This window comes from Enterovibrio norvegicus DSM 15893 (assembly GCF_900115495.1).
Classification (GTDB): domain Bacteria; phylum Pseudomonadota; class Gammaproteobacteria; order Enterobacterales; family Vibrionaceae; genus Enterovibrio; species Enterovibrio norvegicus.
In genome coordinates this window covers 1-26,488 of sequence record NZ_FOWR01000020.1, presented here as the reverse complement: position 1 = coordinate 26,488, position 26,488 = coordinate 1, and the positions used below count along the sequence as shown (strand labels likewise).

The following is a 26,488-nucleotide window of genomic DNA, read 5'->3' as shown; positions in this document are numbered from 1 at the left end:
ACATTCAAAATATGAATGCGTGTGTTTTTATGGCGCGTTATTTCCCTATTTTCAGTCCATTTCCCACAACAGTTGTAAGTAAACATTTCGCGAAACACTTCATTGAATTTCTCATTAACAGCTTGAAGTCACTCGGATAAACGCCATCCCATTAGAGGGTGGCACATCTACTGGTGGGTGGCTCTCATTTTAATATTCGCACTGTGCATATATTGAGGTGGCTGCGCGGAAATTATAGTCGCCGCTCGTCGTCAATAGGCAACACTCAACAACGCCGTATCGAAGTTTGTGTATTCCTTCGGCAGTTTAGGGCATTGATGCGGCGTTGAGTAAAGCACAGACAGCGCAGTTTACGTGATTTGAATTCCATAGGAATCCAATCTCATTTTTTTGATAAGGAATGTTAACGATGAAACAAACTGCTTTGATCCCGGTGTTGCTCGGCGCAACGTTTGCGGCTCAGGGGGCAACCATGACGCCTCAGCCTGATCCAGAAAACCCAAATGGATTCATTGTTGAGCGCGCAGAAGTGAATGCAGCGGCGGCAGCTCAAACCTCAAACCCTATGTATGCGACGTGGTCTAAGGCTCTGGAGACTCAGCCAAATGCCATCGTAGATGCGATTGATGAAGGGTTAGCGAGCAATCCGATCAACGTAAAACGAGTAGAGCGCGTGTTCTCTCGCCAGGATTGGGATTTCCTGACTCAAATGGCGGCGCCTGAATATACCTATACACGCTTCCTTCAAGCGATTGGTAAGTTCCCCGCTTTTTGTGGTGACTATACCGATGGCCGTGATGCTGATGCTATCTGTAAGAAATCTATCATTACAGCGTTTGCGCACTTCTCTCAAGAAACGGGTGGTCATATTGCCGTCGACAATACTTGGGATAACCCTTTAGGTCTTGAAGAATGGCAGCAAGCGCTTGTCCATGTTCGTGAAATGGGATGGTCAGAAGGTCAGGAAGGCTACACCACAGGTTGTGGTCAAAATGATTGGCAGAACAAACGCTGGCCTTGTGTGGCGGGTGAAGGCTATTTTGGTCGTGGTGCTAAACAACTTTCTTACCACTTTAACTACGGCGCATTTTCAGAAGTCATGTTTGATGGCAATGCCAACAAATTATTGGGTGAGCCTGGCTTAGTCGCTGATTCGTGGTTGAATCTAGCGTCTGCGATTTGGTTCTTCTTAACGCCGCAAGCACCAAAACCTGCGATGCTGCACGTGATTGACCGCACTTGGGTTCCTTCTCAGCGCGAGAAAGATGCAGGCATTGGTTATGGATTTGGTACCACGATCAACATCATCAATGGTGGTATTGAATGTGGCGAGCAGAACAAAGACAAAGGACAGCCGGTTAACCGCATTCGTTACTGGGAAGGTCTCGCGAAACACTATGACATTCCTATTGAAGCTGATGAAGTGAATACCTGCTGGCAGCAATTGCCTTTCGGTAGCTTGAACCTGCAAGGTGCAACCGACGTGCTATACACCAACTGGGATGGCAACTGGAAGTACTTTGCTGATCGTCCGGGTGGCTATTCATTTGAATGTGAATTGGTTGGCTTCCAAACCGCATACTCTGCGCTTGTTGAGGGTGACTATGAGAAATGTGTGACGAATTTCTATGGTTCGCATGCAGGTTGGCCAGAAGTCCGCGTCGTTGACAAAATCGATGACGGTGACACTGGCGGTGGTACTAATCCACCTGCAGAAAATGCCTGGGATGCCGCCAAGGTTTACAACACCGGCGATCAAGTGGTGGTAAACGGTGTTACCTACGAAGCGAAATACTGGAACCAAGGTGTTAACCCTGAAACCAGTGGCGAATATGGCGCATGGAAGGTGGTATCTGGCACACCACCGACTCCGACACCAGAGCCTACACCTGACCCGGAGCCTACACCTGACCCAGAGCCTACACCAGACCCAACACCGACGCCTGATCCAGAACCAACGCCTGATCCAGGAAACTCTACATGGGATGCCAACAAGGTTTACCTTGCGGGTGACCAAGTTGTTGTGGGTGGTGTTACCTACAAAGCGAAGTATTGGACACAAGGTGACAACCCAGCATCTGGTGCTCAGTGGGGACCTTGGCAACAGCTTTAATCGTCCATAAATGCATGACTAATGCCTTGAACAAAAGCACGGCATACAGCGCGATGCATGAGTAAATGGTGATCACAGAAGCGCGTATTTTACGAAAGTAGGATACGCGCTTTTTTACACCCGAGCCGGTTGGATTCAAGGGATACCGCCGCCTTTTAGCGAGACAGTTCGCAGTTTTTAATTCGATATATGTGCACAAAAATGAGTGCATTGTGTTGAGGTTTCTTTTGTGTAACGTGTTTGGCTTCAAAAAATCACGCTACAACAGTTTGGTCTTTATCAAAACCTAACGGGGCATCATACAGTCTTTGCATTTGGCTGGGTGATAGTGGTTCAGTTGTATATCAAGTCATGCATATAGTTGGCTGTCTGCGTTAATAACAAAATCATCAAGAATGACTGGGTAAACGCGCTACTTATAGCGTTAACGGAATAGGCCCAGCGTAAAACGACATCGAGATGATATAGCCATCGCAGCGGCGAATTTGGAAAGAGATATTTTCTCTTTCCGGCGTATTTGATAAGGAACTTGAAATGAAAAGAACAGCTCTGTTTACGGCACTGTGTGGTGCAAGCTTTATGGCGAATAGCGCCATTTCCATGAATCCCCAGACTGATCCTAATGACGTCAACGGGTTCGTTGTTTCTGCCTCCGAAATGGCGGCAGCAGAAGCGGCGCAAACCTCCGATCCTATGTATGCTATCTGGTCCAAAGCGCTCGAAACCACACCAAACACCGTGGTTGAAGCCATTGATGCAGGATTGGCGTCAAACCCTGATAACGTAAAGCGTGTTGAACGTGTATTCCCGCGTTCAGATTGGGATTTTCTGACGCACATGGCCGCGCCTGAATACACTTATACCCGCTTCTTGCGTGCAATCGGTAAGTTCCCCGCGTTCTGTGGTGATTACACGGATGGCCGAGATGCCGATGCAATCTGTAAAAAATCTATCATTACCGCCTTTGCCCATTTCTCTCAAGAAACGGGTGGACACATTGCCATCGACAACACGTCGGATAACCCACTCGCGTTAGAAGAATGGCAGCAAGCACTGGTTCACGTTCGTGAAATGGGATGGGCTGAAGGCCAAGAAGGCTATACGACAGGGTGTGGTCAAAAAGACTGGCAGAACAGCCGCTGGCCATGTGCGACGGGGCAGGGGTACTTTGGTCGTGGCGCTAAACAGCTTTCTTATCACTTTAACTACGGCATGTTCTCTGAGGTGATGTACGACGGCGATGCGACCAAACTGTTGAATGAACCGGGTCTGGTGGCAGATTCTTGGCTAAACCTTGCGTCAGCGATTTGGTTCTTCCTAACGCCTCAGGCGCCTAAGCCTGCAATGTTGCATGTTATCGACAGAACGTGGACACCGTCTCAACGTGAAAAAGATGCAGGTATTGGTTACGGTTTCGGCACGACCATTAACATCATCAATGGCGGTATTGAATGTGGTCAACAAAACAAAACCAAAGGTCAGCCTGTTAACCGTATTCGCTACTGGGAAGGGCTAGCGGCACATTATCAAATCCCGATTGAAGCAGATGAAACCAACACCTGTTACCAACAATTGCCATTTGGCAGTTTGAACCTTCAAGGTGCAACGGACGTGCTTTATACCAACTGGGACGGTAACTGGAAATACTATGCTGATCGTCCGGGTGGCTACTCATTCGAATGTGAGCTTGTTGGCTTCCAAACCGCGTATTCGGCGTTGGTTCCGGGCGATTACGAGAAGTGTGTGACGAATTTCTATGGATCACACGCAGGCTGGCCAACCGTGCGTGTGTTACCAGATGCTGAGATGCCAACGACAGGCACTGGCAATGGAACCGATACGGGTACACCGACCGACCCTAATGCATGGAGCGCTGCCAAGGTTTACAACAAAGATCAGCAAGTGGTCGTGAAAGGCGTAACCTATAAAGCACTTTATTGGACACAGGGTGATGATCCGTTGCTGAGTGAAGCGTGGGGCCCATGGGTGCCTGTGCAGTAGGCGAAATATCGCCTAATCAGTAGGAAAAACATCAACTAAGTTGTTTGTTTTTGCACTGAAAAAGAAATGATCAAGCTGCGTGTTTCAATCTGGAATGCGCGGTTTTTTTATACAAATTGGGAAGAGAAAAAGCGAGATAAGTAGTTGTAAATAGAGAGGGATTTTTGAATTAATCGAGGTGCTTTCTGACAAAAGGTATCACAAAAAAATTTCAATTGTCAGTCTTGTGAATAATATTTATGTGCCTATAATGCTGAAAACCGGAGCGTCTGCCAACGCCCCGGTTTTTTTGTGCCTGCTCGATGGTGAATATTCAAGCTATCTGCCAATAGCTAAAATCCATGAGCACTGTCCGAAAGGGCATCGTCTGTATATTAAGGAAAGACACATGCGTATCGAACAAGACTTGAAGTTGGGTTTCAAAGATGTACTGTTTCGTCCGAAACGTTCTACCCTAAAAAGCCGTTCACAAGTTGAATTAACCCGCGAGTTTACCTTCAAGCATAGCGGTCGTCAATGGTCTGGTGTACCTGTCATTGCAGCAAATATGGATTCAGTCGGTTCATTCAAAATGGGCAAGGTGCTCGCTGAGCACGGTTGTATGACTGCCATCCACAAACACTACACCGTTGAAGATTGGGCAGCGTTCGTTGCTGAAGCTGACACTAAGACGCTAAACAACGTGATGGTATCAACGGGCACTTCTGACGCTGACTTCCAAAAAACCAAAGATATCATGGCGTTGTCTGATGAACTTATCTTCATCTGCATCGACATTGCTAACGGTTACTCTGAGCACCTTGTTCAGTACGTTGAGCGTGTTCGCGCGGCATTCCCAGACAAAGTGATCAGTGCGGGTAACGTGGTTACTGGTGACATGGTTGAAGAACTTATTCTTGCTGGTGCAGACATCGTGAAAGTGGGCATTGGTCCTGGTTCAGTGTGTACGACTCGCGTGAAAACGGGCGTAGGTTACCCACAACTTTCTGCAATTATTGAATGTGCAGATGCTGCACACGGTCTAGGTGGTCGTATCATCGGTGACGGTGGCTGTTCATGTGCGGGTGATGTGTCTAAAGCCTTCGGTGGCGGTGCTGATTTCGTGATGCTTGGCGGTATGCTAGCTGGCCACGAAGAAAGCGGCGGTGAAGTGATTGAGCAAGACGGTAAGCAGTTCATGAAGTTCTACGGCATGTCTTCTGAAAGTGCGATGGCAAAACACTCTGGTGGTGTTGCAAAATACCGCGCTGCAGAAGGTAAGACCGTCTTGTTGCCATACCGTGGCACAGTGAATGATACGATTTCTGACATTCTTGGTGGCGTACGTTCTACGTGTACTTATGTTGGTGCTGCGCAGCTTAAAGAGTTGACTAAGCGCACGACGTTTATTCGCGTTCAAGAACAAGAAAACAACGTGTTCGGTAAAGAATAAGTTCGAAAGCACATATAAGAATGCCACCCAACTGGGTGGCATTTTTTTATCCGCTATTTATTGGGTGCTGTAGGCGCTGAACATTGCTTTCCTACTTGATGCATCGAGATCACATTGCCGCCATTTTTGAGTTCACAGTCAGGAACTTCGATGACGCCGAATGTCAGTAAGGCACTGACGGTCTGTTTTTTTCCTGCCTTTTAGATAGCACTGGAAAAGCCAACGCGGTTACGGTTTACTGTCCTCTGGTTTCAAGGAGGATACATGGCTGAATGTGATCAGGTGGTTCAAACGTTAAAGAAGCAGCTCAAAGCGAGAGGTGTGAATTATCAAGATGTCGCGAGTGCATTGTCACTCAGTGAGGGCTCGGTAAAGCGGCTCTTCGCGAATGGCGGAAGCTTGAGTTTAGAGCGCTTGTCGGCGGTGTGTCAGCTCATTGATATGGACATGGGGGAACTGTTTAAACTTTCCTCTGAAAGCACCCATCAGATTACGGAATTGACGTGGCAGCAAGAAGAAGAGCTGGTGGCTGACAAAGCTTTGTTGTTAGTGGCGGTCTGCATCACGAATGGGTATCGCTTTGATCAAATCCTTGAGCAGTACAGCCTACCTGAAACGGTTTTGATTCAGAAGTTGGCGCACTTAGATCGCTTGAACGTGATTGAGCTTCAGCCTGATAACCGCATTAAACTTAAAATCTCGCCGTCATTTTCATGGGTGGCGGGTGGCCCTATTCAGCAGTTCTTCCAACAACAAGTGATCAGCGCGTTCTTCCAATCTCGTTTTGCTGGCGATGAAGAGAAGCTGGTGATGTCTACAGGGCTGATGTCGCTCTCAACCAACTACAAATTTCAGCAACGTATTCAACGTTTGGTGAGTGAGTTTTATGATTCATGTAACCAAGACACAGATTTAACGATGCAAGAGCGTCACGGCACTTCAATGGTGGTCGCGATGCGCCGCTGGACCTTCCCACTTTTTGAAGAGTACGAATAGCGTTTAGCCCCATAAGAATCCAAATAGTCAATATGTCTTAGTACGTATGGATACGTGTCCGCTCACGCACACCAACACGTCGATCCGGCGAGAAGGTGTCACCTCATGCGACGTAGCGTCACGTATATTGTCACTTCGGACACGGCGCTTTTGACTTACGCTGTCTTGTTGCAAGCTTCTGAAAACGCAGAGAGTTAAAGGCGCGATGAACGCAAGCCTTCCCTTCCTGCACATGAGAGAACGAATCTCAAAGAAGCCACGCAATGGAGGCACACGATGCTAAACCAACAGCAAATGACCCAAAGATTCTCGACGTGGGGAATGGTATTTCTCACGTTTGTATTAGGCTGGTTTGCACCCGCCGCAATGGCGAGCGGTTTGTTGAAACCGACCAACAGCCAACACCAAGACCTCACCATCGAAACCCACCGCGTGGATGTCGTGATTGAAGACGGCTATGCGACAACGTCCATCGAACAAATCTTCTATAACCCAAATAATGACGTGCTCGAAGCGCGCTACTCGTTTCCTGTACCGCAAGAAGCCGTCGTGGGTGAGTTCATTTACTGGATTAACGGCACGCCAGTGATTGCAGAATCGGTGGCGAAAGACAAAGCGAAAAAGATTTACGAAGAACAAAAAGCGCAAGGCAATGCGACGGCATTGACTGAAAAAGACGGATACAAAACGTTTGAGATGCGCGTCTTCCCTGTTCAGCCTCAACAGCGTGTGAAGGTGAGATTGGTGTATCTACAAGACGCGCTGATTGACCACGGCATTGGCCGTTACGTTTATCCCATGGAAGAGGGCGGTGTTGATGAAGCGCGCGACAGTTTTTGGACGCGCAATGATGCAGTTGAGCAAGACTTCTCGTTTAACGTCACGCTGAAATCCGCGTATCCCGTTGACGGCGTGCGTTTGCCGTCACACCCTAACGCAGCACTTACACAAGAAGCATTAGGTGAGCATACGATTTGGAAGGCGCAAGTCGCGAACCAAGCGTCAGCCGCGGTTGAAGAGGAAGGCGTGACAGCATCACCTTCTGCCCCCGCGTACCGGTTGGATCAAGACATCGTGGTTTATTGGCGCCTACAAGATGGACTCCCCGGTCGCTTGGATATGGTTGCGTACCGTGACCCTGAAGAATCAAAGCGCGGTACAGTGAAACTTACCTTTACGCCGGGTGATGATTTGGGGCCGGTAATACAAGGGCGTGATTGGGTCTTCGTATTAGACAAATCAGGGTCGATGTCGGGCAAGTACAGCACCTTGGCCGAAGGGGTTCGACAGGGGCTGAACAAGCTTCCACCACAAGACCGTTTTCGTGTCGTGATGTTTGATAGTTCAACGTATGACTTAACCAATGGCTTTCTACCTGCGAACAAGGAAAACGTCGAAAAAGCCCTGAGTGAAATGTCTGCCATGCAGCCGAGTAACGGCACCAATCTCTATGAAGGTTTGGGCGCAGCCGTGCGTAAACTGGACGCTGACCGTCCAACAGGTATTGTGCTGGTGACCGATGGTGTCGCGAATGTTGGGGTAACGGAGAAGCGTAAATTTTTCCAAATGATGGAAAAATATGACGTCCGGTTGTTCACCTTCATCATGGGTAACAGCGCGAATACACCGCTGTTGGTGCCGATGACCAAGCTATCAAATGGCGTTGCAACGTCTGTCTCGAATGCAGATGACATCATGGGACATTTGCTCAACATCTCTAGCAAGTTAACGCATCAAGCGTATCGCGACATTCAATTGGATATCGACGGTGTGAAGGTAAAGGATCTGACACCAGAAGCTATCAGCAGCTTATATCGCGGTGAGCAACTGACGGTATTCGGCCACTACTTTAAAGCCGGCACTGCCGACGTCACTTTGAGCATGAAAGTGAATGGCGAGACGCGTCGTTATACCACCAAGGTATCGTTACCAGAGACAACGTTGCGTAACCCTGAACTTGAGAGAATGTGGGCATTCTCAGCGATTCGAGATCTAGAAGCGCAGATGGATTACCTAGAGCAGAAAGACGCAGACAAAGAACAAGCGATAGAAGACATCGCCGTAGAGTATGGTCTTCTAACGGATTACACCTCGCTGCTGGTGGTTGAAGAAGATGTGTTCCAACAGATTGGCATTGATCGAAATAACCAAGCACGCGTGCAGAAAGAACAGCAAGCACGACAAACACGCCAAGCTCAGAATGTTCAACCTACCCAAGCCGACGCAAGTCAGCCAATGTTCACCCAACCTGCACCCACGCATTCGCGTAGTGGCGGTGGAAGCAGTGGTGGCAGCATGAACATCTTCTTGTTCGTTTTGTTTGGGTTGGCAGGTGTTAGCCGTTGGATGTTGCAAACGCGAAAGGCTTAATGGCTTCTTTCATTGGCAAGCAGTTATAGAAGTACCGGACAAATAACATGATAAGAAAAAAGACTGCCTCGGCAGTCTTTTTTTTGCGTGTGTGAGAGATAAAATGCAGAGGCTATGTCAGGCTCAGACCGCCGTCCATCACCAAGGTATGACCGACGATGTAATTCGCTTGCTCGGAGCTAAGCCAAGCGATGGCATTAGCAATTTCTTCTACCGTCGCGAATCGCCCATTGGGTACTTGGCTTGCCACCGTGTTTTTTAATTCGTCGCCCATTTCAGATTGTGCTTGCTCCCAACGAGGCGTCCATGTCACACCCGGTGCAACGGCATTGACTCGGATACCTTTACGAATGGCTTCTACCGCAATTGAACGGGTGAGCCCTTCAATGCCATGCTTGGCTGCAGAAAACATCGCCGCGTTTGGTGTAGGCCTTATCCCATTGACAGAACTGATGTTGACGATGGAGCCGCCGTTTACAACGAGATTCAATTCGTATTTCAGGCAGAGTGCATGGATCCAAAAGTCGCCGATGAGAGTGTTGTAAAGGGCGTCGATAGGCACATCGGCGTAATCGCCGCGCGATTCTAACGGGGGTGATGCATTGTTAACCACAATGTCGAGATGCCCATAGTTCTCTCGGATATACCCGAAATAGCGGTCTACCTGATGAACATCTTTCAAATCGACAGGGAGATAATCGACGGCAGACAGTTCAGGGTGAGTGGCGAGTACTTTGTTCCATGTATCTTCATTCCTGGAACAAGTCAGTACTTTGAAACCTGAACGATGGTAATGCGTCACTGTTTGAAGGCCAATACCACTGCTGCCTCCGGTCACAAGAACAATTTTCATTATCTCTCCGGGGTCGTTTAGGACGAACTACCGATGCGAGAAAATGTCATCCAACATCAGCTTTTGTGTTCCACGTAATTGTCGTTGGCTTTCTTTTCCATTGTGAAATTGCTGTTCTGCAAGCCTCACCAAAATATCGAAAAAGTAGGATGTGCTACCTCTCTGATTATTCATGGTTTTAAGCATAGCATCGCAAAAAATCTCTGGGTCGTTGTCAATCAGGTTTGATGCGATTTTGCCGAGCTGTTGGCAACTATACACAGTACGCTCTCTGTCTATTTCATGCGCATCATTGATGCAGGTCGCCCATTCCTCGTTACGCAAGGTATCCCATATGATGTTCGAGGCGTTCAGTCTTGCTTCAAACGGCGTATTCGCAAGTGCCCTCAAAAAATAGCGATGTTTGGATTTGCGAACCCATTGTCTGACGCGTTCCGATGAAATGATTGCCTTGGTGAGGAGAGGCAAAGAGCACAAATATAAAAAGAAGGTGATGGCGAGCGTAGCAACAAAAAAGATATCGTCCGTCAGATCAAAGAGGTAACACGAAAGGGTGGTGACGGAAGCGAAAAAGATAAAGGCAAAAGAAATGCCGATGCGGGCATACCATTTCACTGAATGGAGGAAATTTGGCGTTTTTTTGCTTACCGTTTCAAGGGAAATACCTGCGTATGTGATTTTTGGGTATTCCGGAATAAGAAAATGCTCTTGGTGCATGCCTGAAACCAATAGAAAAGTATGTAGACACTAAGATACGCTGTTCATAGGAAAATTCGCGGTCATGGCTCAAAAAGCAGGCAAATAACGTCATGATTTTCATGCTAAATACCGTGCGTCATAGTGTATTAATCATGGTGATGCATACGTTTTTACTGGTTTTCTTGTTGGTTTATCCAGTCATGCTCAATGGCATATTTCACTAACCCGGCAGTAGATGTTACCCCCAACTTCTTTTTCACCCGAAGACGGTGGGTTTCGACAGTGCGAACGCTGATGTCCAGTTCTCTGGCTATGGTTTTGTTGCATGCGCCATTCGCGATAAGAATGAGCACATCTTTTTCCCTTGGTGTTGGTTGAGAGTCTTCGTGCTCTTTGTTCTCTAGTTCATTCATGCCTTCGAGCAAGGTTTCTGATACGCCAGCGCTAAAATAAGATCCGCCACCCGCGATAATATCGAGGGCTTGCACCAACTCTTGTGAGGAAACATCTTTCAAAACATAGCCTTTGGCACCGCCACGCATGGCCGCCATGATGTACTCTTTGTTACTGTGCATGCTTAAAATCACCACCTTCACCTCAGGGGCAGCCTCTCGAAGTGTATTTAATACTTCTAACCCTGTTTTCTTTGGCATGGAAATGTCGGTGAGCAAAATGTCTGGTCTGAGCGCCAAGGTTTTTTCAATCGCACATTCGCCGTCACTGGCGGTTCCAACAATTGAAAACTGTGGTTGGCGAGACAGGCGGTCTTTAAGCCCGTCTTGCAATAGGACGTGATCGTCCGCGAGCAACAATGTGGTCATGGTAATTCTCCTTTCGAATGTTATTGCACACCAAAATCAGAGGCTGTTAGCATCTAAAAATCAAACGTTTCTGGCATCTATTTGGTTGGCAAAATTGCGCGGACTTCCGTGCCCTGCTGTGACAAACTATTGATGACGAAGTGTCCATCGAGGTTCTCGATTCGTTCCCGCATGTTCTTTAGCCCCATTGATTGTGCATTAACGCGAAGCCTATGTTCTTCGAAGCCGATGCCGTCATCTGCGATGGTAAGCACAATTTCGCCTTCTTCTTCCTGCAAAATAATATCAACCGCTTTGGCTTGCGAGTGCTTTTCAGCGTTATGAAGCGCCTCTTGCGCGACGCGATAAAGGGTGATTTCTGCGGCTTTGGATACGTGGGACACGCTTAAGTGGTGCTCGAAGATCACTGTCATGCCGGAACGCGTGGTGACTTCTTTGGCCAAATCTTCAAGGGCGGGAAGCAACCCAAGATCATCCAGTAGCGTAGGGCGTAAATCTTTCGATATTCGGCGAAGCTCAGTGACGGCCTCGTTTAAACTGGCCTGGCCTAAACCAAGGTGTTCGCTAATTTCTTCACGGTTCTTTGCCTCTTTTAGACTGTCTAGGCGGTACTTTACTGAGACCAAAATCTGATTGATGCCATCATGCAACTCACGCGCAACCCGCGTACGCTCTTCTTCTTGTGAATCGATTAACTGGCGATTGAGCGCCTGCAACTTGTTATCGGCGAGTTCCTGCGCATTGACGTGAATAGTGGCGGCAAGGCTGGCCATGATGCCAATGGTGATAACGAGAGTAATGCCTAAGCCAACGAAGGTTTTACTGATGATTTCGTCGATTTTGTTGTGAAGTGACATGACCTGGGTATCAATATCATCGATATATACGCCAGTGCCGACCATCCACCCCCATTTTTCTAATCCAATCGCATAACTCAGTTTCTTCACCGGCTCTTTGCGTGAGGGCTTGTGCCAGTAGTATTCAACAAAGCCGCCGCCTTGTTGTGCAGCTGTGATTAACCCTTGGAGAAGCTTAAAGCCGTGTGTGTCTTCAACATCCCAAATGTTTTGACCCACCATTTCTGGTTGATAGGGGAGAACAAGATTGGTGCCGTCATAGGTATAGGCGAAGAAGTATCCGTCTTCGCCGTATGTGAGTTTGTTGAGCACGTCGATGACAGCTTGTTTGGCGTTTTCATCATGGGGGGTGGCTGCATTGTAGATAGGAGAGACGGATGCGCGTGCGAGCTCGACGTATTTCAGAAGCTCTTGTTTTTTGGAAGCAAGGGTCTCGGTACGAATGAGGTCAGCTTGGTTGGTGGACAGGGAATCAGATTGCACGGTAACCAGCCCGATGATCAACGCGAACATCAGCAATAAAGGCACCATGGCGAGCACCAGTATTTTGGCGCGCAGTCGTGTATTTATGCCGGAAAGGTTGCTCAAAATATTCATACGTTTCTCTTTTGTCGCCTTTCTCTTTCTCACACCATTGCTATGTTTTTCGTCACACTTTGCATCGGATTTACGTCCGTAGTTTTCGCATTCGGTCATGCATTCTCACTAACCCTCAATGAGCTACGCAATAAAAATTCAATGAGATAAGTAACGCGCCTACGTAGTTTTACGGAAATGATGTACGTAAAGCGTGCGAGATGGCGTCCGTTATCTACCTGATTTTCTTATCTGAGGTGCATCTATAGGCTGGACGATAACAAATATTTAACAGGTTCAGTGTGCTCTAAACCTCAACCCCTAAGTCGGTAACACCATACATTCAAAACAGTGATACCGCGCACCAAGGAGTGGACAATGAAACGGCCGATTTCTACAACGCTAAAAGCTCTCACCATCGCTACCGCGTGTTTTTCTGGGGCAGCCATGGCGGACAAAGTGTTACTTAAAACCCCCATTGCGTTTGGTACTCACCTTCCCGCTTTAGGTACCCCGATTAAGTGGGTATCAGAACGCATTGCACCGGTATCCGGTAACACCATAAAAATGAAAGTCTATGAACCAGGAAAATTAGTCGCGCCGCTTGAAATTTTGGATGCAGTCTCGAGCGGTAAAGTGAACTCGGGCTATGCGACGGCGGGGTATTGGCAAGGCAAAATGCCAGCTGCTGCACTTTTCTCCGCAGTGCCATTTGGCCCTGAAGCGCCAGAATACATGGCGTGGCTTTTCTACGGTAACGGCTTAGATCTTTACCAGGGAATGTATGACCAAGCCGGCTATAACGTAAAAGTACTGCCGTGCGCCATCATCTCGCCCGAAACGTCAGGTTGGTTTAAAAAGCCAATCGAAAAACCAGAAGACTTAAAAGGCATCACCATGCGCTTCTTTGGCCTCGGTGGTCAGGTTATGGAGAAATTGGGCGTGGGTACGGTTCAGCTCCCAGGTGGCGAAATCTTTGGTGCGCTTGAGAAAGGCGCGATTGATGCCACTGAGTTTTCTCAACCTGCGATTGACCAACGCCTTGGTTTTCACAAAATCGTGAAATATAACTACTTCCCAGGTTGGCACCAGCAAGCCACTGTCTTTGAGCTTTTGATCAACAAAGACACATGGAACAAAATGGATGGCAACCAACAAGCTGCAGTAGAAACCCTGTGCTTAGCGTCGATGACTAACTCGATTGCGGAAGGTGAGGCGATGCAGTTTGAGGCCATGCAGAAAGCGCAAGAGCAGGGCGTCGAACTACGTTACTGGAACGACGATATGCTGAACTTGTTTGAAACTACATGGCTAGATGTCGTGGACGAGCAAAAACAAGATCCGTACTTTAAAAAAGTGTGGGATGACATGTCTACGTTCCGGACTAACTATCAAGTCTGGGAATCAAAAGGTTTTCTACCTCGACAATAATCTCTCGTGTTTGGGCAGCATCCGCTGCCCCTTTTTTATCTCACCACATTGATATTTAAGGAACAGTGAACGAATTATGGCCCAGCCTTCCTATTCGCCTTCTGCCTCCCCGCTTGCTGACAGCATTGAGCATGTTGTGCGATCTCTCGGGCGCTTTTTTGCGTGGAGCTATCTCATTCTGATCGCAGTGATCATCACGCAGGTTATTTTGCGAAAAGTGTTCAGTAATGGGCAGATTGCGCTCGAAGAGCTTCAATGGCATTTGTATGCGGTTGGGGTGCTCTTTGGTCTGTCATACGCGGAAATCACGGGTACGCATGTGCGCGTCGATATTTTCTATCACCGGTTTTCTGAGCGTGCCAAAGCATGGGTAGACATCCTCACCGTCGCCTTTTTTGTTTGGCCATTTATGTACGTCATTTTTATCCATTCACTCGATTTTGTGTATGAAGCATGGCGAGTGGATGAGCGCTCGAACGCGCCGTCGGGTCTGCCATGGCGATGGGTCATCAAATCCGCCATCCCTTTCAGTGCGGCACTCTTAGCGTTTGCGAGCTTAGCCAGAGTATTGAGAGCCATCGCATTGTTACGGGGTAATGGTGTGTCAGTGTCAGCGAAGGGAGGTTCGCATGGAAGCGAATGAAATCCTGATTCTTGCCATGTTTGGCAGTTTTATTCTTCTCCTGTTTATTGGTATTCCCGTTGCGTGGGTATTGGGCGGCGTGGGTGTGGCGTTTGCCATTATTGGTTATTACAGCGATATCTATTTTGACACGTGGACAGGGCTAGATTTCACCACGCTTGGTTTGGTGGTTAACCGTCTATTCAAGATCATGGACAACTGGATATTGGTGGCACTTCCCATGTTTATATTTATGGGGAACATGTTAGATAAATCTGGCGTTGCCGATCGTCTAATGCATGCCATGCAAGCCTTGTTCGGGCGTGTACATGGTGGGTTGGCGATCACTGTCATGGCCATAGGGATCATTTTGGCGGCCTCGACAGGCATCATCGGGGCATCTGTTGTATTGCTCGCGACCATGTCTTTACCCGCCATGATGAAGCAGGGTTATCACCTTCCACTGGCACTCGGTACCATCGCATCTGCGGGTACGCTGGGTATATTGCTACCGCCTTCGATCATGCTCGTCATTATGGCGGATCAGCTGGCGTTGTCTGTGGGTGATCTGTTTATGGGGGCGATGGTGCCAGGCTTGATGCTGGGCGCCATTTACATTGTCTACCTGTTGATAGTGGGGTTGGTTAAGCCGCAGTCTATTCCACTACCTGATGATGCAAAACCCGTGGATTGGGAGGTAATCAAAGACGTAGCCAAAGCCATTGTGCCGACATTTGCGCTGATCCTTGCTGTGCTAGGCTCCATTTTTTCTGGTATAGCCACGCCGACCGAGGCGTCAGGCGTAGGGGCATTCGGCGCTATTTTACTGGCGGCTTTTTATAAGCGTTTTTCGTTGTCAGTGTTGCGAGAAGTGCTCATCGATAGCTACAAAACCACCGCATACATCTTTGCCATCTTCATTGGCGCGACCTGCTTTGCGTTAGTGCTGCGAGAGCTAGGCGGCGATGAATTCATTGAGCAAGCCTTCGAGGCATTGCCCTTTGGTCCGTATGGTGTGGTGGCGTTCATTTTGCTGGTCATTTTTCTGCTGGGCTTCTTCCTCGATTGGATTGAAATCACCTTGATTGTGCTGCCGTTACTTGCCCCCGTGGTGTTGGGCTTAGACTTGGACATTGGCACTTACCCTGGGCTCGATAATGCGGAGCTTGTGTGGTTTGTGATGCTGGTGGCGATGGCGCTTCAAACGAGCTTCTTGACGCCGCCGGTGGGTTTTGCTCTGTTCTATTTGAAAGGAGTATGTCCACCAGAAGTCAGGCTCATAGATATCTATAAAGGCGTGTTGCCGTTCATCATTCTTCAGTTGATTGCGTTAGTGGTTTTGGTCTTCTGGCCGAATTTAATCTTGTGGCTACCGTCTGTGGCGTATGGCTAGAGCCTGTTCCCCTTTGATGATAGTGAAATTTGAAGAAAGAAAAAGCCGACAATTGTCGGCTTTTTAGTGTTTGCGAGAAACCGTATTAGGCGTTAACTCACTCTTGTGTTGGCTTTTAACTTATCGTTTTTTACTGGTTATCATCGCGCAATGCAGCAATACATTCATACGCTTTTTGCAGCACAGTGCCAGATTTGAATTTACCTTTCGCATCCAATTTGCCTGCAGGCATGCCGGTAAATAATTCAAGGGCTTCACTCACATGGCTAATGGCGTAGATGTGGAATTGGCCCTTCTCAACGGCATGGATAACATCTTTGCGAAGCATTAGGTTGTGCACGTTAGAGGCAGGAATAATAACGCCTTGCGTAGACTTCGGCCCTTTGATGGTACAAGCATCAAAGAAGCCTTCAATTTTCTCATTCACCCCACCGATAGGCTGTGTTTCACCGAATTGGTTCATCGACCCTGTGATAGCCAAATCTTGTCGGAGCGGAATGCCAGAGATCGCCGAAATCACGGTGCAAAACTCGGCCATTGAGGCACTGTCGCCATCCACACCACCATATGATTGTTCGAAGGTGAGCGTGGTCGTGAGTGGTATTTTGGCTTTCTTACCTAACAATGACGACAGATACGCGGTTAAAATCATCACACCTTTTGAGTGGATGTTGCCGCCCAGTTTTACGCTTCGCTCGATATCAAGGACGCCGCCGTCACCGAACGAGGTGGTGGCAGTGATACGGTTTGGTGCGCCGAACGCGTAATCTTGTGTGGCAAGCACTGAAAGGGCGTTGATTTGTCCGATTGACGTGCCTTTTGTTTGCAGCAATGTCGTGCCATTGGTAAAGCCTTCCATCACGTGATCGCGCAGGCGACTCACCCGCATATCACGGCTTGCGAGGGCTTTCTCAACGTGTGAGGCGCGAATGATATTGGCGTTACTTACACGTGCTTGATAGTTTGATTCACGCAGAAGGTTCGCAATGTCCGCCGAATGAAGAGACAGCTTGTCTTGATCGCCTGATTGACGCGAGCTGTGCTCGATGATTCGGCCAATCGCACCTTGGTCACAGTGCAGCAGATTGTTGTCATGACAGATGCTTGAGATGAATTTTGCGTACTTCATTTCGCTGTCGTCATTGCGCGGCATGTCATCTTCAAAGTCAGCGGTGACACGGAACAACTCACTGAATTCTGCATCATAGTGTTGAAGCAGTTGATAGGTTTTGTAATCACCGAACAGAACGATTTTTACATCAAGTGGAATTGGCTCTGGCTCAAGCGAAATCGTGCCGCTCAACGTCACTTCTCTTTCCAGTGAGCTTAAGCTGACCTTACGAGAACTCAGCGCACGTTTGAGGCCATCCCATACATATGGGCGTTCAAGCACTTTGACGGCGTCGATGAGCAAGACACCGCCATTTGCACGGTGAATGCTACCAGCACGGATCAGCGAGAAATCGGTGAATACGGTGCCTTTGTACGTGGCGTTTTCCACATAACCAAAGATGTTGTGGTAAGTCGGGCTGTCTTCAACAATAACAGGCGGCACATCTTCGTCTTGCGCGACGAGCACGTTGACTTGGTAGCGACGCGGCAATTTTTTATCGAGCGCGGCGTAGGCGAGTGCAGCTTGGTCTTCGCTTTCTTCAAGGAAGATATCAAGGTTTTCGAGAATGTCAGCCTGCATACCTTTTAGGTATTTCTTTACCTGCGGCAGGTCTGGGTAGTTCTCGATCATTGGCTTGATGAGACGTGCAACCACTTCAATCGCGATCTCTTCATCGAGTTTTTGTTGCTGCTCTGCGTACTGCTCTTCCCATTCGGTCAGTTTGCGCACAAGGCCTCGGAGCTGAATCTCAAGCTCACGGATCACCTTGTCGAAATTGGCTTGCTCATCATCAGAGAGCGCATCGAACGTTTCTTCGGAATGAGGTTCTTCACCGTTTAAGGCGATGAATTGGTAATCGCCCGCCGTGGTGATCGACAAACTCACGCTCTGCGCTTTTGCATCATTCGTCAGAGTTTGCAATGCGCCTTCTTGTTGTTCGGTTAGCTGACCTTTCAGCACATCCGCACGGGTAAAGTACATCTCGTTGTCAAACGCGAGGGGCAGGGCTTTCCCTAATTTTCCCATCAACTTTTCGATGTCTTTTTTCAATGCGATGCCCCGACCTGCAGGGACTTGCAAAACGGTAGGGCAACGAGAGTCTTGGAAATTCGCGACGTAACACCAATCGAAAATTTGGTGGCTGTATTCCCAGTGACGTTTTAGGTAGCGCATCATCATGGTGCGCTTACCGAGTCCGTTCTGGCCGACAGCGTAAATGTTGTAGCCCTTTTCTTTTATCGACATCGCAAATTCGACGGCTTGACGTGCACGATCCTGACCCACGATTTCGTCGAGGGGCTCAAGATGTTTGGTAGATGAAACGTCGAGTTTGTTCAGTTGTGAGGTGCGATAGAGCCTGTCACTGGTTAAAGAAGTCTGTGTCATGGCGCTCTCCTTTCGCTATGTTCAATATTTTCAGTGTAGCGCTCTTAACTTACTGATTTTGAGATAAACAGGCAAAGGAATGTTGGCAATGTGGGCTGGCGCACTTTATTCGGTATATTCTAGTGAACAACTGCACAAATATTGGTCAATCAAAAGCACAAAAAACGGCGTAAAAGCCGTTTTTAAGTGGGTATGTATTGAATTTGTCACACGCGTATTTCGCGTTAATGCGCGGTCCAGCCTCCATCAATAGTGATGGCTTGCGCGGTAATATTTTTGGCACTTGGGGAGCAAAGGAACAAGGCGGTATCGGCAAGTTCGTTCAATGCAATAAAGGCTTTTTTCGGCATCGGCTTGAGCATGATGTTGTTGATGACTTCTTCTTCGCTGATGTTGTGGTTTTTGGCTTGTGCGGCAATTTGGTTTTCAACCAGCGGCGTTTTGACATAGGAAGGGCAGAGTGTATTGATGGTGACATCATGATCTGCACTTTCTAGGGCAATGGTTTTTGAAAAGCCGAGAATGCCGTGCTTTGCTGAAACATACGCAGATTTATAAGGTGAGGCCACAAGGCTATGGATCGAGCCAACATTGATGATTCGCCCGAAACCTTGCGCGTACATGCCTGGCAGGAATGCTTTGGTGAGCATGGCAGGGCCCGTGAGCAAAATGTCGATGATTAAACGCCATTTCTCTTCGGGGAATGCCTCTAACGCGGAAACGAATTGGATGCCTGCATTGTTGATAAGCACATCGACGGGCTTGACGACACGTGACGGCGCTGACGCAATCTGAGCGGAATGGGTGACATCCAGTTCGAGGCCATAAACCTCGGTATGGTGGGTTTCTTTCAGCGAGGCAACTGCGTTCTCAAGGGCTTCCTTATTGATATCAGAAAGCGTGACACAGTAACCTTCATTTGCGAACCCTTGTGCCATACCAAATCCGATACCACTCGCGCCACCTGTAATAAGGACGTGCTTTGCTGCCATGTGAGTTCTCCTTAACGCACCCAGAAATATGATGGTTGTTCTGCTTACGCAGAGCAATTAGCTATATTCACAAACCTTGTTAGCTACAGTCATAAACTATGCGCGTATCGGAAAAACGGCAATGCGTAGTAGTACGCAGCAGCCAATAAAGTGATCGGATCGGCGATTATTTTGCGCTGGGTTTGAGTTTGCTAAGCACAGACACAACACCGACCACAATCACACCAGCAATCAGCCCGATAATGCCGTTAAGCAGGGTAGGGATCACCGCCGAAATGATGTCGCCGAGTGCGGGAATCAGCGCAGTTTCTCTTGCTGCTTCACCAATCCATTCAGACAAAATGTGAACGCCGTGGGACAGAATGCCGCCGCCAACCAAGAACATGGCGATGGTGCCGACGATGGACAAGGTTTTCATCAGGTAAGGGGCAAAGACCAACAAACCACGACCAACAGACTGAGCAACAGCGGTGCTTTTTTTGCTGAGGTACAAACCTGCGTCATCTATTTTCACGATCACTGCAACCAAGCCGTACACACCAATGGTCATCAGGAAGGCAATACCAAACAGGGTCACGACTTGCGTTAAGAAGGGGCTTTCTGACACCACCCCCAATGTGATCACGATGATTTCAGCAGACAAGATGAAGTCTGTCCGGATCGCGCCTTTGATTTTCTCTGCTTCAAATTGAGCAGCGTTGATGGTCGCGGTATTGAAGTCAGTGCTTTGCGCTTCTGGCTTTTTGTCGTGCTTGTGGAAGAAGGTATGCAGCACTTTTTCTGCCCCTTCAAAGCAGAGAAATAAACCGCCTAGCATGAGAAGAGGCGTGATGAGCCACGGCGCAATCGCGCTGATTGCGAGCGCTGCAGGCACCAATATCAGCTTATTGAAAAACGAGCCTTTGGCCACCGCCCATACAACGGGAAGTTCTCTGTCGGCTTTCACACCTGACACTTGCTCTGCGTTCAAAGCAAGGTCATCACCAAGTACACCTGCGGTTTTCTTGGCAGCAACTTTACTCATGACGGAAACATCATCGAGTATGGTGGCAATATCATCGAGCAGTGTGAGAAGGCTAGCGCCGGCCATGATAACTCCTTATATGACAGATACAAAAAGAGGCGGAAATCCGCCTCATAATTTACGTCATTTCTTCCATTGAGAAGTCTGAATTAAAGCTGTTTTTCAATCGCCGAAAGTAACGTATCAATGTCTGCACGAGAGACATTTTTATGCGTAACAAAGCGCATGGCTTTGTGAGAAGGTGAAACCAAAATACCTTGCTCTTTCAACGCATCAGCAATGGCACGAATGTCGATGTGTGATGATACATCCGCGTAGACAATGTTGGTTTGAACCGGATAAATAAAGGTATTGAAACCAGGAATCGCCCCTAATTTCTCCGAGAGGTAACGTGCATTGTCGTGGTCATCTTTCAAGCGTTCAACATTCTCAGTGAGCGCCATCATGCCAGCAGCAGCCAAAATACCGGCTTGGCGCATGCCACCACCAACCATTTTACGTAAGCGACGCGCGCGTTGAATGTAAGCAGTGTCACCCAAAAGCAAAGAGCCGACAGGTGCACCCAAACCTTTCGATAGGCAAATGGTCATTGAATCGAAATGCTGGCTGATTTCTTTGATATCGACGTCTAATGCCACAGAGGCGTTATAAACACGTGCGCCATCAAGATGCAGTTTTAGGTTATGCGTGTTTGCAAAATCGCGGGCTTGTGCCAAATAACTCATCGGTAGCACTTTACCGCCGATGGTATTTTCCAAGCTCAAGAGGGTAGTGCGCGCAAAATGTACGTCATCGGGTTTTACGGCTGCAGCCAGCTTTTCAAAGCACAAGGTGCCGTCTTTGTTGTTCTCAATCGGTTGAGGTTGTACTGAGCCTAGAACGGCAGCGCCACCTGCTTCATATTTGTAATTGTGTGCTTGTTGACCGCATAAATATTCGTCGCCACGCTCACAGTGTGCCAAAATACCCAACAAGTTTGCTTGAGTGCCTGATGCGGTAAATACGGCCGCTTCAAATCCATGTCTCTCTGCTGCCCATTGCTCTAGCTCATTGACGGTCGGATCATCGCCGTACACGTCATCACCAACAGGTGCATTTGCCATCGCATTACGCATGTTTTCATCGGGTTGTGTCACTGTGTCTGAGCGCAAATCAATCATTTCTTCACTGTCCTGATTACCACTATGATCGAATGATCAGAGTACTCTTGATTGATAGAAAAGTAATTACAAAACATAACGAATACAATACCTGTCCTTCACTTGAGTCAAGTCGCGAGTGAGAGGGAGTAGGGAGTAACAATGGAACTGTCTTGGCTGTTTATCTCGTTAGCGTGTTTAGTGACAGGCTTCTCAAAGTTTTCCATCGGCGGGCTGGGTTTGGTTATCTTGCCGTTGATGATGTTAGCGTTTCCTGGGCCGGAAGCGCTCGGCGTGATTTTGCCTTTCTATTTGCTAACTGATCTGATTGCGGTAATGACATATCGCAAGAATATTAACTGGAAGGTATTGGCGAAGTTATTGCCTTTTGGCGCCATTGGCATAGCAGCAGGCACCTATGTGTTGGGGACGGTAGACCCAAGCACTTTCATGACCTTTCTCGGCATTCTGATTTTTGCCTTGTTGGGCTTATCTTTGTGGTTGGATTACCACCCTCTACCCATTTTTACGCACCCTTGGGCCGCGAGCTTTGCAGGTTCGCTATGTGGTTTTGTTGGGGTAATTGCCAACGGCGCAGGACCGTTAATGGGCTTGTTCTTGCTTGAACAGAAAATGGAAAAGTCTGCCTATGTCGCGACGCGAGTATGGGCGTTCTTGAGCCTCAATCTCATGAAGTTGGCGGGATTATTGAGCCTTGGGTTAATCAATACAGAAACGTTGAAAGCAAGCGCCGTGGGTATCCCTGCGCTGTTTCTTGGTATGTGGATTGGCTACAAGGTGTTTGCACGTATATCGCCCGAGCAACTAAAAGTCATTGTGCGAAGCATGATATCGCTAAGCGCTGCGCATCTTCTGTTCTTCAAATCGAATTAGCGTTGTGCGCGAAATGTCTGAGAGATAGCGTTCAACTGACTCTCCAATAACAGAAACCCGCAGCCTAGGCCGCGGGTTTTCTTTTTACGAGCAATGAATCGCTGCCGAGTTAGCTTTTCAGCAACTGCCAGTAGCGGTTGTAAATGCTGACTGCGTCGCCAACATCATTGGTAAATTCGCCTTTTTCTACGTCTTCATCAGACGGGAAAATGGTGTTGTTTTCGGTGTATTCAGCAGAGAGCTTTTCTTTCGCGCGCTTGCTTGGTGCTGGGTAGCCAAGCTCTTCAACCATGGCCGCTTGGTTTTCAGGGCGGTACATAAAGTCGATGAACTTGTGCGCCAGTTCCTTCTTCTCTGCGTTTTTAGGAATGATGAAGTTGTCCATCCAAAGGATTGAGCCTTCTTCTGGGTAAACGAAATGGATACTGTCCATTTCTTCCTGTGCCATGTAAGCATTGCCATTCCATTGCTGACCAATACCCACTTCGCCTGTCACAAAAGGCACATGCGGAGCGTCTGAGTTGTAGACGACAATGCCTGGGCGAAGCTCAACCAACAGCTCATAGGCTTCTTTGATTTCAGCTTCGTTCTTGGTGTTGATGCTGTAGCCTTTGGCTTTTAGCGCCATACCAAAGACATCACGCACATCATCAAGCAACATCAGTTGGCCTGCGAAGTCTTCATTCCACAAATCGGCCCACTTCGTCACGTTACTGCCATCAACTATGTCATCGTTGTAGCTAATCGCGGTCACACCCCATACATAAGGCAGTGAGTAGTCGTTGTTTACATCAAACGGCTGCGCCATCAATCCAGGAATGATGTCTTTTACGTGAGGGATTTGTGACTTGTCGATTTTCGCCAACATGCCTTCATCACTCATACGTTGAATGAAGTAGGTTGATGCAAAGGCAAGATCGTAGCCCTTTCCATCCAGCAGCTTCAGCTTGGTATACATAGATTCGTTGTTTTCAAACGTCGAATAGTTCACCGTTACATCATATTCTTTCTCGAACGCTTGAATCACGTTCATGGGCATATATTCTGCCCAGTTATAGATGTTTAGTACTTCGCTGTTTGCAGAAACGCCGAAAGATACAGATGCGGAAAGTGCGATGCTTACCGCTTTCACCCCTTTAAGATATTGGTTCATATGTGTTGTCCTTAAATGGCTATACCAAGCCGAAATTCGAACGCGCATCATCAAAAGAAACACTCTGACTGTCAATCAATTAACCCCCTAATAAGTAACAAAGTGTGCGCGAGGTATTGATCGCATTATCTCCTTGCCTGTTGTGGGGCTTAGTGCGAATATTCGCCATCATTTTTTCATTCAACCCTTTCCATATAAGCAGGATTTAGTCACAAGATGGCGAAAGAAAACGGGTATATCGATAGCTACTATCAAGCAACGGCGAATGTACTGGCTGAACAACCAGCGCTAACCAACGACATTCAAGCTGATGTTTGTATTATTGGTGCGGGTTTGACTGGCACAAATGCCGCGATTGAATTGCGTAAACAAGGCATGAGCGTTGTGGTTCTTGAAAGTCAGCGTATTGCGTTTGGCGGTTCAGGGCGCAATGGTGGACAAGCGCTGGTAGGTTACTGCCTAGGCTTGCGTGAAGTTGATGAAACCTACGGGCCTGAATGGGGCAAGCAATTGTGGGATTTGTCAGTCGAATCTATCGATATCATTCGTGAGCGCATCAGTGAATTCAACATCAATTGTGATTTCCAAGAAGGCTACATTGAGCTTGCGTTGAACAAAGGCCAAGAAGAAGAACTGAAATCTTGGCATGAACTCAAGCACGGACGTTACAACTACCCGGTTGCTGAGTGGTGGGATGCAGACAAGATTGATCAGGTTGCCAATACGCGTCGTTACCTAGGCGGTTTGTTTGACCCAAACAGTGGCCATGTCCATACGCTGAACTACACACTAGGCTTGGCGCAAGCGGCGATTTCTGTGGGTGCTGAGATCTACGAAAACAGCCCAGTGATCAAAATTGAAAAAGGCACGGGCTTTAACACGGTGAAAACGGCGAAAGGCAGCGTGAAGGCGACACAAGTATTGCTTGCATGTAATGCCTACCTTGATGGCCTTCACCGCCGTGCCCAATCTAAAGTGCTTCCTGTTGCGTCTTATATTGCGGTGACTGAGCAATTAGGCGATCGCAACCCGATCACCAATAACATGGCAATGTCTGATCTGAATAACTGTTTGGATTATCTACGCCCAACAGCCGATGGCCGAATTCTTTTCGGCGGTGTGAACCACCCATTCAACGGTGAATACCCAGACAGCCAAGAACGTCTGCGTCAACGTATGTTGAAAGTGTTCCCACAATTGGGTGATGTGAAAATGGAATACCACTGGGGTGGTTTGTTCGCGGTAACGCGCAGTTACATGCCGGAAATCGCGCACCTGGGGAATGACATTTACACCGCGCATGGTTATACCGGTCATGGCGTGGGTCTAACAAACATTGCTGGCCGTGTTGTGGCAGAAGCCATGGCAGGACAAGCAGGGCGCTTTGATGTGTTCTCCCGCGTGAAACATGGTTGGATCCCAACGCCTGAAGTATTGCGTAAACCTGCATTGGCGATGGCGATCTGGAAAGCCAAGATGGAAGATGCACTCGCGAAATAAGTGATGCGTTGATATCGCTTGGATACACAGAAGGGTAGCGTTGCTACCCTTCTGTCGTTTTAGCCCATGATTGTAGTCGTAGTCGCAGGTGCTGGGGGCGTGTTGATCGCATGAACGATGAGCATCGTAAAAAAATGAACCAATGAAATGTCTTAGGGATCGATCTTGTTTGTTTTCCTTTCACTCAGTTAGAGTGATTGAAAACATAAATAGGACAACAATGAATGCTGCAAGGCGACATGTTTGATGAAACCGGATGGATCAACATTCCGGATGGAGCGTTGTTCTGGCAACCGAATTTCTTCTCTGAGGAAGAAGCGGCCGAGATTTTCTCTGGTCTCATGTCTACGCTTCCTTGGCAACAACAACCGATCTCAATGTTTGGGCGAGAGGTACTTCAACCCCGCCTTCAGGCATCTTTCGGTGATAAGTCGTATGGTTATTCTGGGCTAAAATTGCCTGCCGCCAAAATGCCTTCATCATTAGACCTGCTGAAAAAAAGATGCGAAGCACAAGCAGATACGCCTTTCAACTCTGTGCTCGCCAATCTTTATCGAGATGGGCAAGATTACATGGGGTGGCATCAAGATAATGAAGTTGAGCTTGGCAAAGAACCTGCGATCGCGTCGTTGAGTTTTGGTGAAACGCGCCGCTTTGTGCTTAAACATCTCAAGAGTGGAGAAAAAAGGGAATTTGAATTGAATTCCGGCGCATTGCTGATAATGGCGGGTAAAATCCAGACTTATTGGCACCACTCGATCCCGAAAACCGCGAAAATGAAAGGGCCGAGAATTAATCTGACCTTCAGAAACATCATTTTTTAGCGATATTCGAGGTGATTTTTAAGACGATATGGTCGATTTATATCGCTTTTGCCGCGATTTTAAGCGAACGAACTTTTATTTAATGATTTGTGTTGACTAGATCACGCGAATCCGTAAAATGCCGACCCATACCGCAGCGGAAGACAACTTCTAAAGCGGAAAGAAACAAAGGCGCGTTGGCAGAGTGGCTATGCAGCGGATTGCAAATCCGTGGACCTCGGTTCGACTCCGGGACGCGCCTCCATTTGCGACACTAGCTCAGCTGGTAGAGCGCAACCTTGCCAAGGTTGAGGTCACG

The 26,488-nt window shown here is 48.0% G+C and carries 20 protein-coding genes and 1 tRNA gene; 12 read left to right on the top strand and 9 right to left on the bottom strand.

Annotation, left to right across the window (positions count from 1 at the left end; translation table 11 throughout):
* The first annotated feature begins 409 nt into the window (after window positions 1-409).
* The 5 genes from BM082_RS13735 to BM082_RS13715 all read left to right on the top strand — a co-directional run bounded on the left by BM082_RS13735 (window position 410) and on the right by BM082_RS13715 (window position 8,912).
* Window positions 410-2,113, top strand: a complete 1,704-nt coding sequence (locus BM082_RS13735; protein WP_017008300.1) for a chitinase — start codon at window positions 410-412, stop codon at window positions 2,111-2,113.
* 534 nt (window positions 2,114-2,647) lie between these two features.
* Window positions 2,648-4,114 (top strand): chitinase, encoded by a 1,467-nt coding sequence (locus BM082_RS13730; protein WP_017008299.1) that lies wholly within the window; start codon window positions 2,648-2,650, stop codon window positions 4,112-4,114.
* Window positions 4,115-4,502: 388 nt separating this feature from the next.
* On the top strand, window positions 4,503-5,546 hold the full coding sequence (locus BM082_RS13725) for a GMP reductase (RefSeq protein ID WP_017008298.1): 1,044 nt from the start codon (window positions 4,503-4,505) through the stop codon (window positions 5,544-5,546).
* Window positions 5,547-5,810: 264 nt separating this feature from the next.
* Window positions 5,811-6,542 (top strand): helix-turn-helix domain-containing protein, encoded by a 732-nt coding sequence (locus tag BM082_RS13720; protein WP_017008297.1) that lies wholly within the window; start codon window positions 5,811-5,813, stop codon window positions 6,540-6,542.
* 276 nt (window positions 6,543-6,818) lie between these two features.
* Complete coding sequence (locus BM082_RS13715; RefSeq protein ID WP_017008296.1) at window positions 6,819-8,912, top strand: VIT and vWA domain-containing protein; 2,094 nt, start codon at window positions 6,819-6,821, stop codon at window positions 8,910-8,912.
* Between the two features lie 112 nt (window positions 8,913-9,024).
* Here the strand turns inward: BM082_RS13715 and BM082_RS13710 are convergent, their stop codons facing one another.
* The 4 genes from BM082_RS13710 to BM082_RS13695 form a co-directional block, all read right to left on the bottom strand.
* Window positions 9,025-9,765 (bottom strand): SDR family NAD(P)-dependent oxidoreductase, encoded by a 741-nt coding sequence (locus BM082_RS13710; protein ID WP_017008295.1) that lies wholly within the window; start codon window positions 9,763-9,765, stop codon window positions 9,025-9,027.
* A gap of 27 nt (window positions 9,766-9,792) precedes the next feature.
* Window positions 9,793-10,482: a hypothetical protein gene (locus BM082_RS13705; protein WP_017008294.1), complete on the bottom strand. Its 690-nt coding sequence runs from the start codon at window positions 10,480-10,482 to the stop codon at window positions 9,793-9,795.
* Window positions 10,483-10,634: 152 nt separating this feature from the next.
* A complete protein-coding gene (locus tag BM082_RS13700; RefSeq protein ID WP_017008293.1) occupies window positions 10,635-11,285 on the bottom strand; it encodes a response regulator in 651 nt (216 codons plus the stop codon).
* Between the two features lie 77 nt (window positions 11,286-11,362).
* Complete coding sequence (locus BM082_RS13695) at window positions 11,363-12,739, bottom strand: cache domain-containing protein (RefSeq protein ID WP_074927425.1); 1,377 nt, start codon at window positions 12,737-12,739, stop codon at window positions 11,363-11,365.
* Between the two features lie 357 nt (window positions 12,740-13,096).
* Here BM082_RS13695 and BM082_RS13690 point away from each other — a divergent pair, with 357 nt between their 5' ends.
* The 3 genes from BM082_RS13690 (at window position 13,097) to BM082_RS13680 (ending at window position 16,164) form a co-directional block, all read left to right on the top strand.
* On the top strand, window positions 13,097-14,149 hold the full coding sequence (locus tag BM082_RS13690; protein WP_074927329.1) for a TRAP transporter substrate-binding protein: 1,053 nt from the start codon (window positions 13,097-13,099) through the stop codon (window positions 14,147-14,149).
* A 76-nt stretch (window positions 14,150-14,225) separates the two neighbouring features.
* On the top strand, window positions 14,226-14,792 hold the full coding sequence (locus BM082_RS13685) for a TRAP transporter small permease subunit (protein ID WP_074927326.1): 567 nt from the start codon (window positions 14,226-14,228) through the stop codon (window positions 14,790-14,792).
* Window positions 14,779-16,164 (top strand): TRAP transporter large permease, encoded by a 1,386-nt coding sequence (locus BM082_RS13680; protein ID WP_074927324.1) that lies wholly within the window; start codon window positions 14,779-14,781, stop codon window positions 16,162-16,164. The genes BM082_RS13685 and BM082_RS13680 overlap by 14 nt, the downstream gene beginning before the upstream one ends.
* A 130-nt stretch (window positions 16,165-16,294) precedes the next feature.
* Here BM082_RS13680 and BM082_RS13675 read toward each other — a convergent pair whose 3' ends face one another.
* The 4 genes from BM082_RS13675 to ltaE form a co-directional block, all read right to left on the bottom strand.
* The gene (locus BM082_RS13675) at window positions 16,295-18,664 is read right to left on the bottom strand and encodes a Lon protease family protein (protein WP_017017753.1); all 2,370 of its coding nucleotides are present in this window, start codon (window positions 18,662-18,664) and stop codon (window positions 16,295-16,297) included.
* Window positions 18,665-18,888: 224 nt separating this feature from the next.
* Window positions 18,889-19,656, bottom strand: coding sequence for a 3-hydroxybutyrate dehydrogenase (locus tag BM082_RS13670; RefSeq protein ID WP_017008287.1), 768 nt, complete (start codon window positions 19,654-19,656; stop codon window positions 18,889-18,891).
* Window positions 19,657-19,822: 166 nt separating this feature from the next.
* Entirely contained in the window at window positions 19,823-20,746 is a 924-nt protein-coding gene (locus BM082_RS13665) for a DUF808 domain-containing protein (RefSeq protein WP_017008286.1), read from the bottom strand.
* A gap of 83 nt (window positions 20,747-20,829) precedes the next feature.
* The gene (gene ltaE / locus BM082_RS13660; protein ID WP_017008285.1) at window positions 20,830-21,840 is read right to left on the bottom strand and encodes a low-specificity L-threonine aldolase; all 1,011 of its coding nucleotides are present in this window, start codon (window positions 21,838-21,840) and stop codon (window positions 20,830-20,832) included.
* A gap of 141 nt (window positions 21,841-21,981) precedes the next feature.
* Here ltaE and BM082_RS13655 point away from each other — a divergent pair, with 141 nt between their 5' ends.
* Window positions 21,982-22,713 (top strand): sulfite exporter TauE/SafE family protein, encoded by a 732-nt coding sequence (locus BM082_RS13655; protein ID WP_017008284.1) that lies wholly within the window; start codon window positions 21,982-21,984, stop codon window positions 22,711-22,713.
* Between the two features lie 109 nt (window positions 22,714-22,822).
* Here the strand turns inward: BM082_RS13655 and BM082_RS13650 are convergent, their stop codons facing one another.
* Window positions 22,823-23,866: an ABC transporter substrate-binding protein gene (locus BM082_RS13650; protein WP_017008283.1), complete on the bottom strand. Its 1,044-nt coding sequence runs from the start codon at window positions 23,864-23,866 to the stop codon at window positions 22,823-22,825.
* Window positions 23,867-24,082: 216 nt separating this feature from the next.
* On the opposite strand from BM082_RS13650, the gene BM082_RS13645 reads away from it, so the two are divergent.
* From BM082_RS13645 to BM082_RS13635, 3 genes are all read left to right on the top strand, one after another.
* A complete protein-coding gene (locus BM082_RS13645; protein WP_017008282.1) occupies window positions 24,083-25,366 on the top strand; it encodes an NAD(P)/FAD-dependent oxidoreductase in 1,284 nt (427 codons plus the stop codon).
* A 224-nt stretch (window positions 25,367-25,590) separates the two neighbouring features.
* A complete protein-coding gene (locus tag BM082_RS13640; RefSeq protein ID WP_074927321.1) occupies window positions 25,591-26,190 on the top strand; it encodes an alpha-ketoglutarate-dependent dioxygenase AlkB family protein in 600 nt (199 codons plus the stop codon).
* A 170-nt stretch (window positions 26,191-26,360) separates the two neighbouring features.
* Window positions 26,361-26,434, top strand: a tRNA-Cys gene (locus BM082_RS13635).
* Window positions 26,435-26,488 lie beyond the last annotated feature (54 nt).

What these genes read in the sequence shown, in the direction of transcription:
- BM082_RS13680 (WP_074927324.1), top strand. Translation starts at nt 14,779, where the DNA reads ATGGAAGCGAATGAAATCCTGATTCTTGCCATGTTTGGCAGTTTTATT.
- BM082_RS13700 (WP_017008293.1), bottom strand. Translation starts at nt 11,285, where the DNA reads ATGACCACATTGTTGCTCGCGGACGATCACGTCCTATTGCAAGACGGG.
- BM082_RS13685 (WP_074927326.1), top strand. Translation starts at nt 14,226, where the DNA reads ATGGCCCAGCCTTCCTATTCGCCTTCTGCCTCCCCGCTTGCTGACAGC.
- BM082_RS13650 (WP_017008283.1), bottom strand. Translation starts at nt 23,866, where the DNA reads ATGAACCAATATCTTAAAGGGGTGAAAGCGGTAAGCATCGCACTTTCC.
- BM082_RS13725 (WP_017008298.1), top strand. Translation starts at nt 4,503, where the DNA reads ATGCGTATCGAACAAGACTTGAAGTTGGGTTTCAAAGATGTACTGTTT.
- BM082_RS13665 (WP_017008286.1), bottom strand. Translation starts at nt 20,746, where the DNA reads ATGGCCGGCGCTAGCCTTCTCACACTGCTCGATGATATTGCCACCATA.
- BM082_RS13645 (WP_017008282.1), top strand. Translation starts at nt 24,083, where the DNA reads ATGGCGAAAGAAAACGGGTATATCGATAGCTACTATCAAGCAACGGCG.
- BM082_RS13655 (WP_017008284.1), top strand. Translation starts at nt 21,982, where the DNA reads ATGGAACTGTCTTGGCTGTTTATCTCGTTAGCGTGTTTAGTGACAGGC.
- BM082_RS13670 (WP_017008287.1), bottom strand. Translation starts at nt 19,656, where the DNA reads ATGGCAGCAAAGCACGTCCTTATTACAGGTGGCGCGAGTGGTATCGGA.
- BM082_RS13730 (WP_017008299.1), top strand. Translation starts at nt 2,648, where the DNA reads ATGAAAAGAACAGCTCTGTTTACGGCACTGTGTGGTGCAAGCTTTATG.
- ltaE (WP_017008285.1), bottom strand. Translation starts at nt 21,840, where the DNA reads ATGATTGATTTGCGCTCAGACACAGTGACACAACCCGATGAAAACATG.
- BM082_RS13675 (WP_017017753.1), bottom strand. Translation starts at nt 18,664, where the DNA reads ATGACACAGACTTCTTTAACCAGTGACAGGCTCTATCGCACCTCACAA.
- BM082_RS13735 (WP_017008300.1), top strand. Translation starts at nt 410, where the DNA reads ATGAAACAAACTGCTTTGATCCCGGTGTTGCTCGGCGCAACGTTTGCG.
- BM082_RS13690 (WP_074927329.1), top strand. Translation starts at nt 13,097, where the DNA reads ATGAAACGGCCGATTTCTACAACGCTAAAAGCTCTCACCATCGCTACC.
- BM082_RS13640 (WP_074927321.1), top strand. Translation starts at nt 25,591, where the DNA reads ATGCTGCAAGGCGACATGTTTGATGAAACCGGATGGATCAACATTCCG.
- BM082_RS13695 (WP_074927425.1), bottom strand. Translation starts at nt 12,739, where the DNA reads ATGAATATTTTGAGCAACCTTTCCGGCATAAATACACGACTGCGCGCC.
- BM082_RS13710 (WP_017008295.1), bottom strand. Translation starts at nt 9,765, where the DNA reads ATGAAAATTGTTCTTGTGACCGGAGGCAGCAGTGGTATTGGCCTTCAA.
- BM082_RS13705 (WP_017008294.1), bottom strand. Translation starts at nt 10,482, where the DNA reads ATGCACCAAGAGCATTTTCTTATTCCGGAATACCCAAAAATCACATAC.
- BM082_RS13720 (WP_017008297.1), top strand. Translation starts at nt 5,811, where the DNA reads ATGGCTGAATGTGATCAGGTGGTTCAAACGTTAAAGAAGCAGCTCAAA.
- BM082_RS13715 (WP_017008296.1), top strand. Translation starts at nt 6,819, where the DNA reads ATGCTAAACCAACAGCAAATGACCCAAAGATTCTCGACGTGGGGAATG.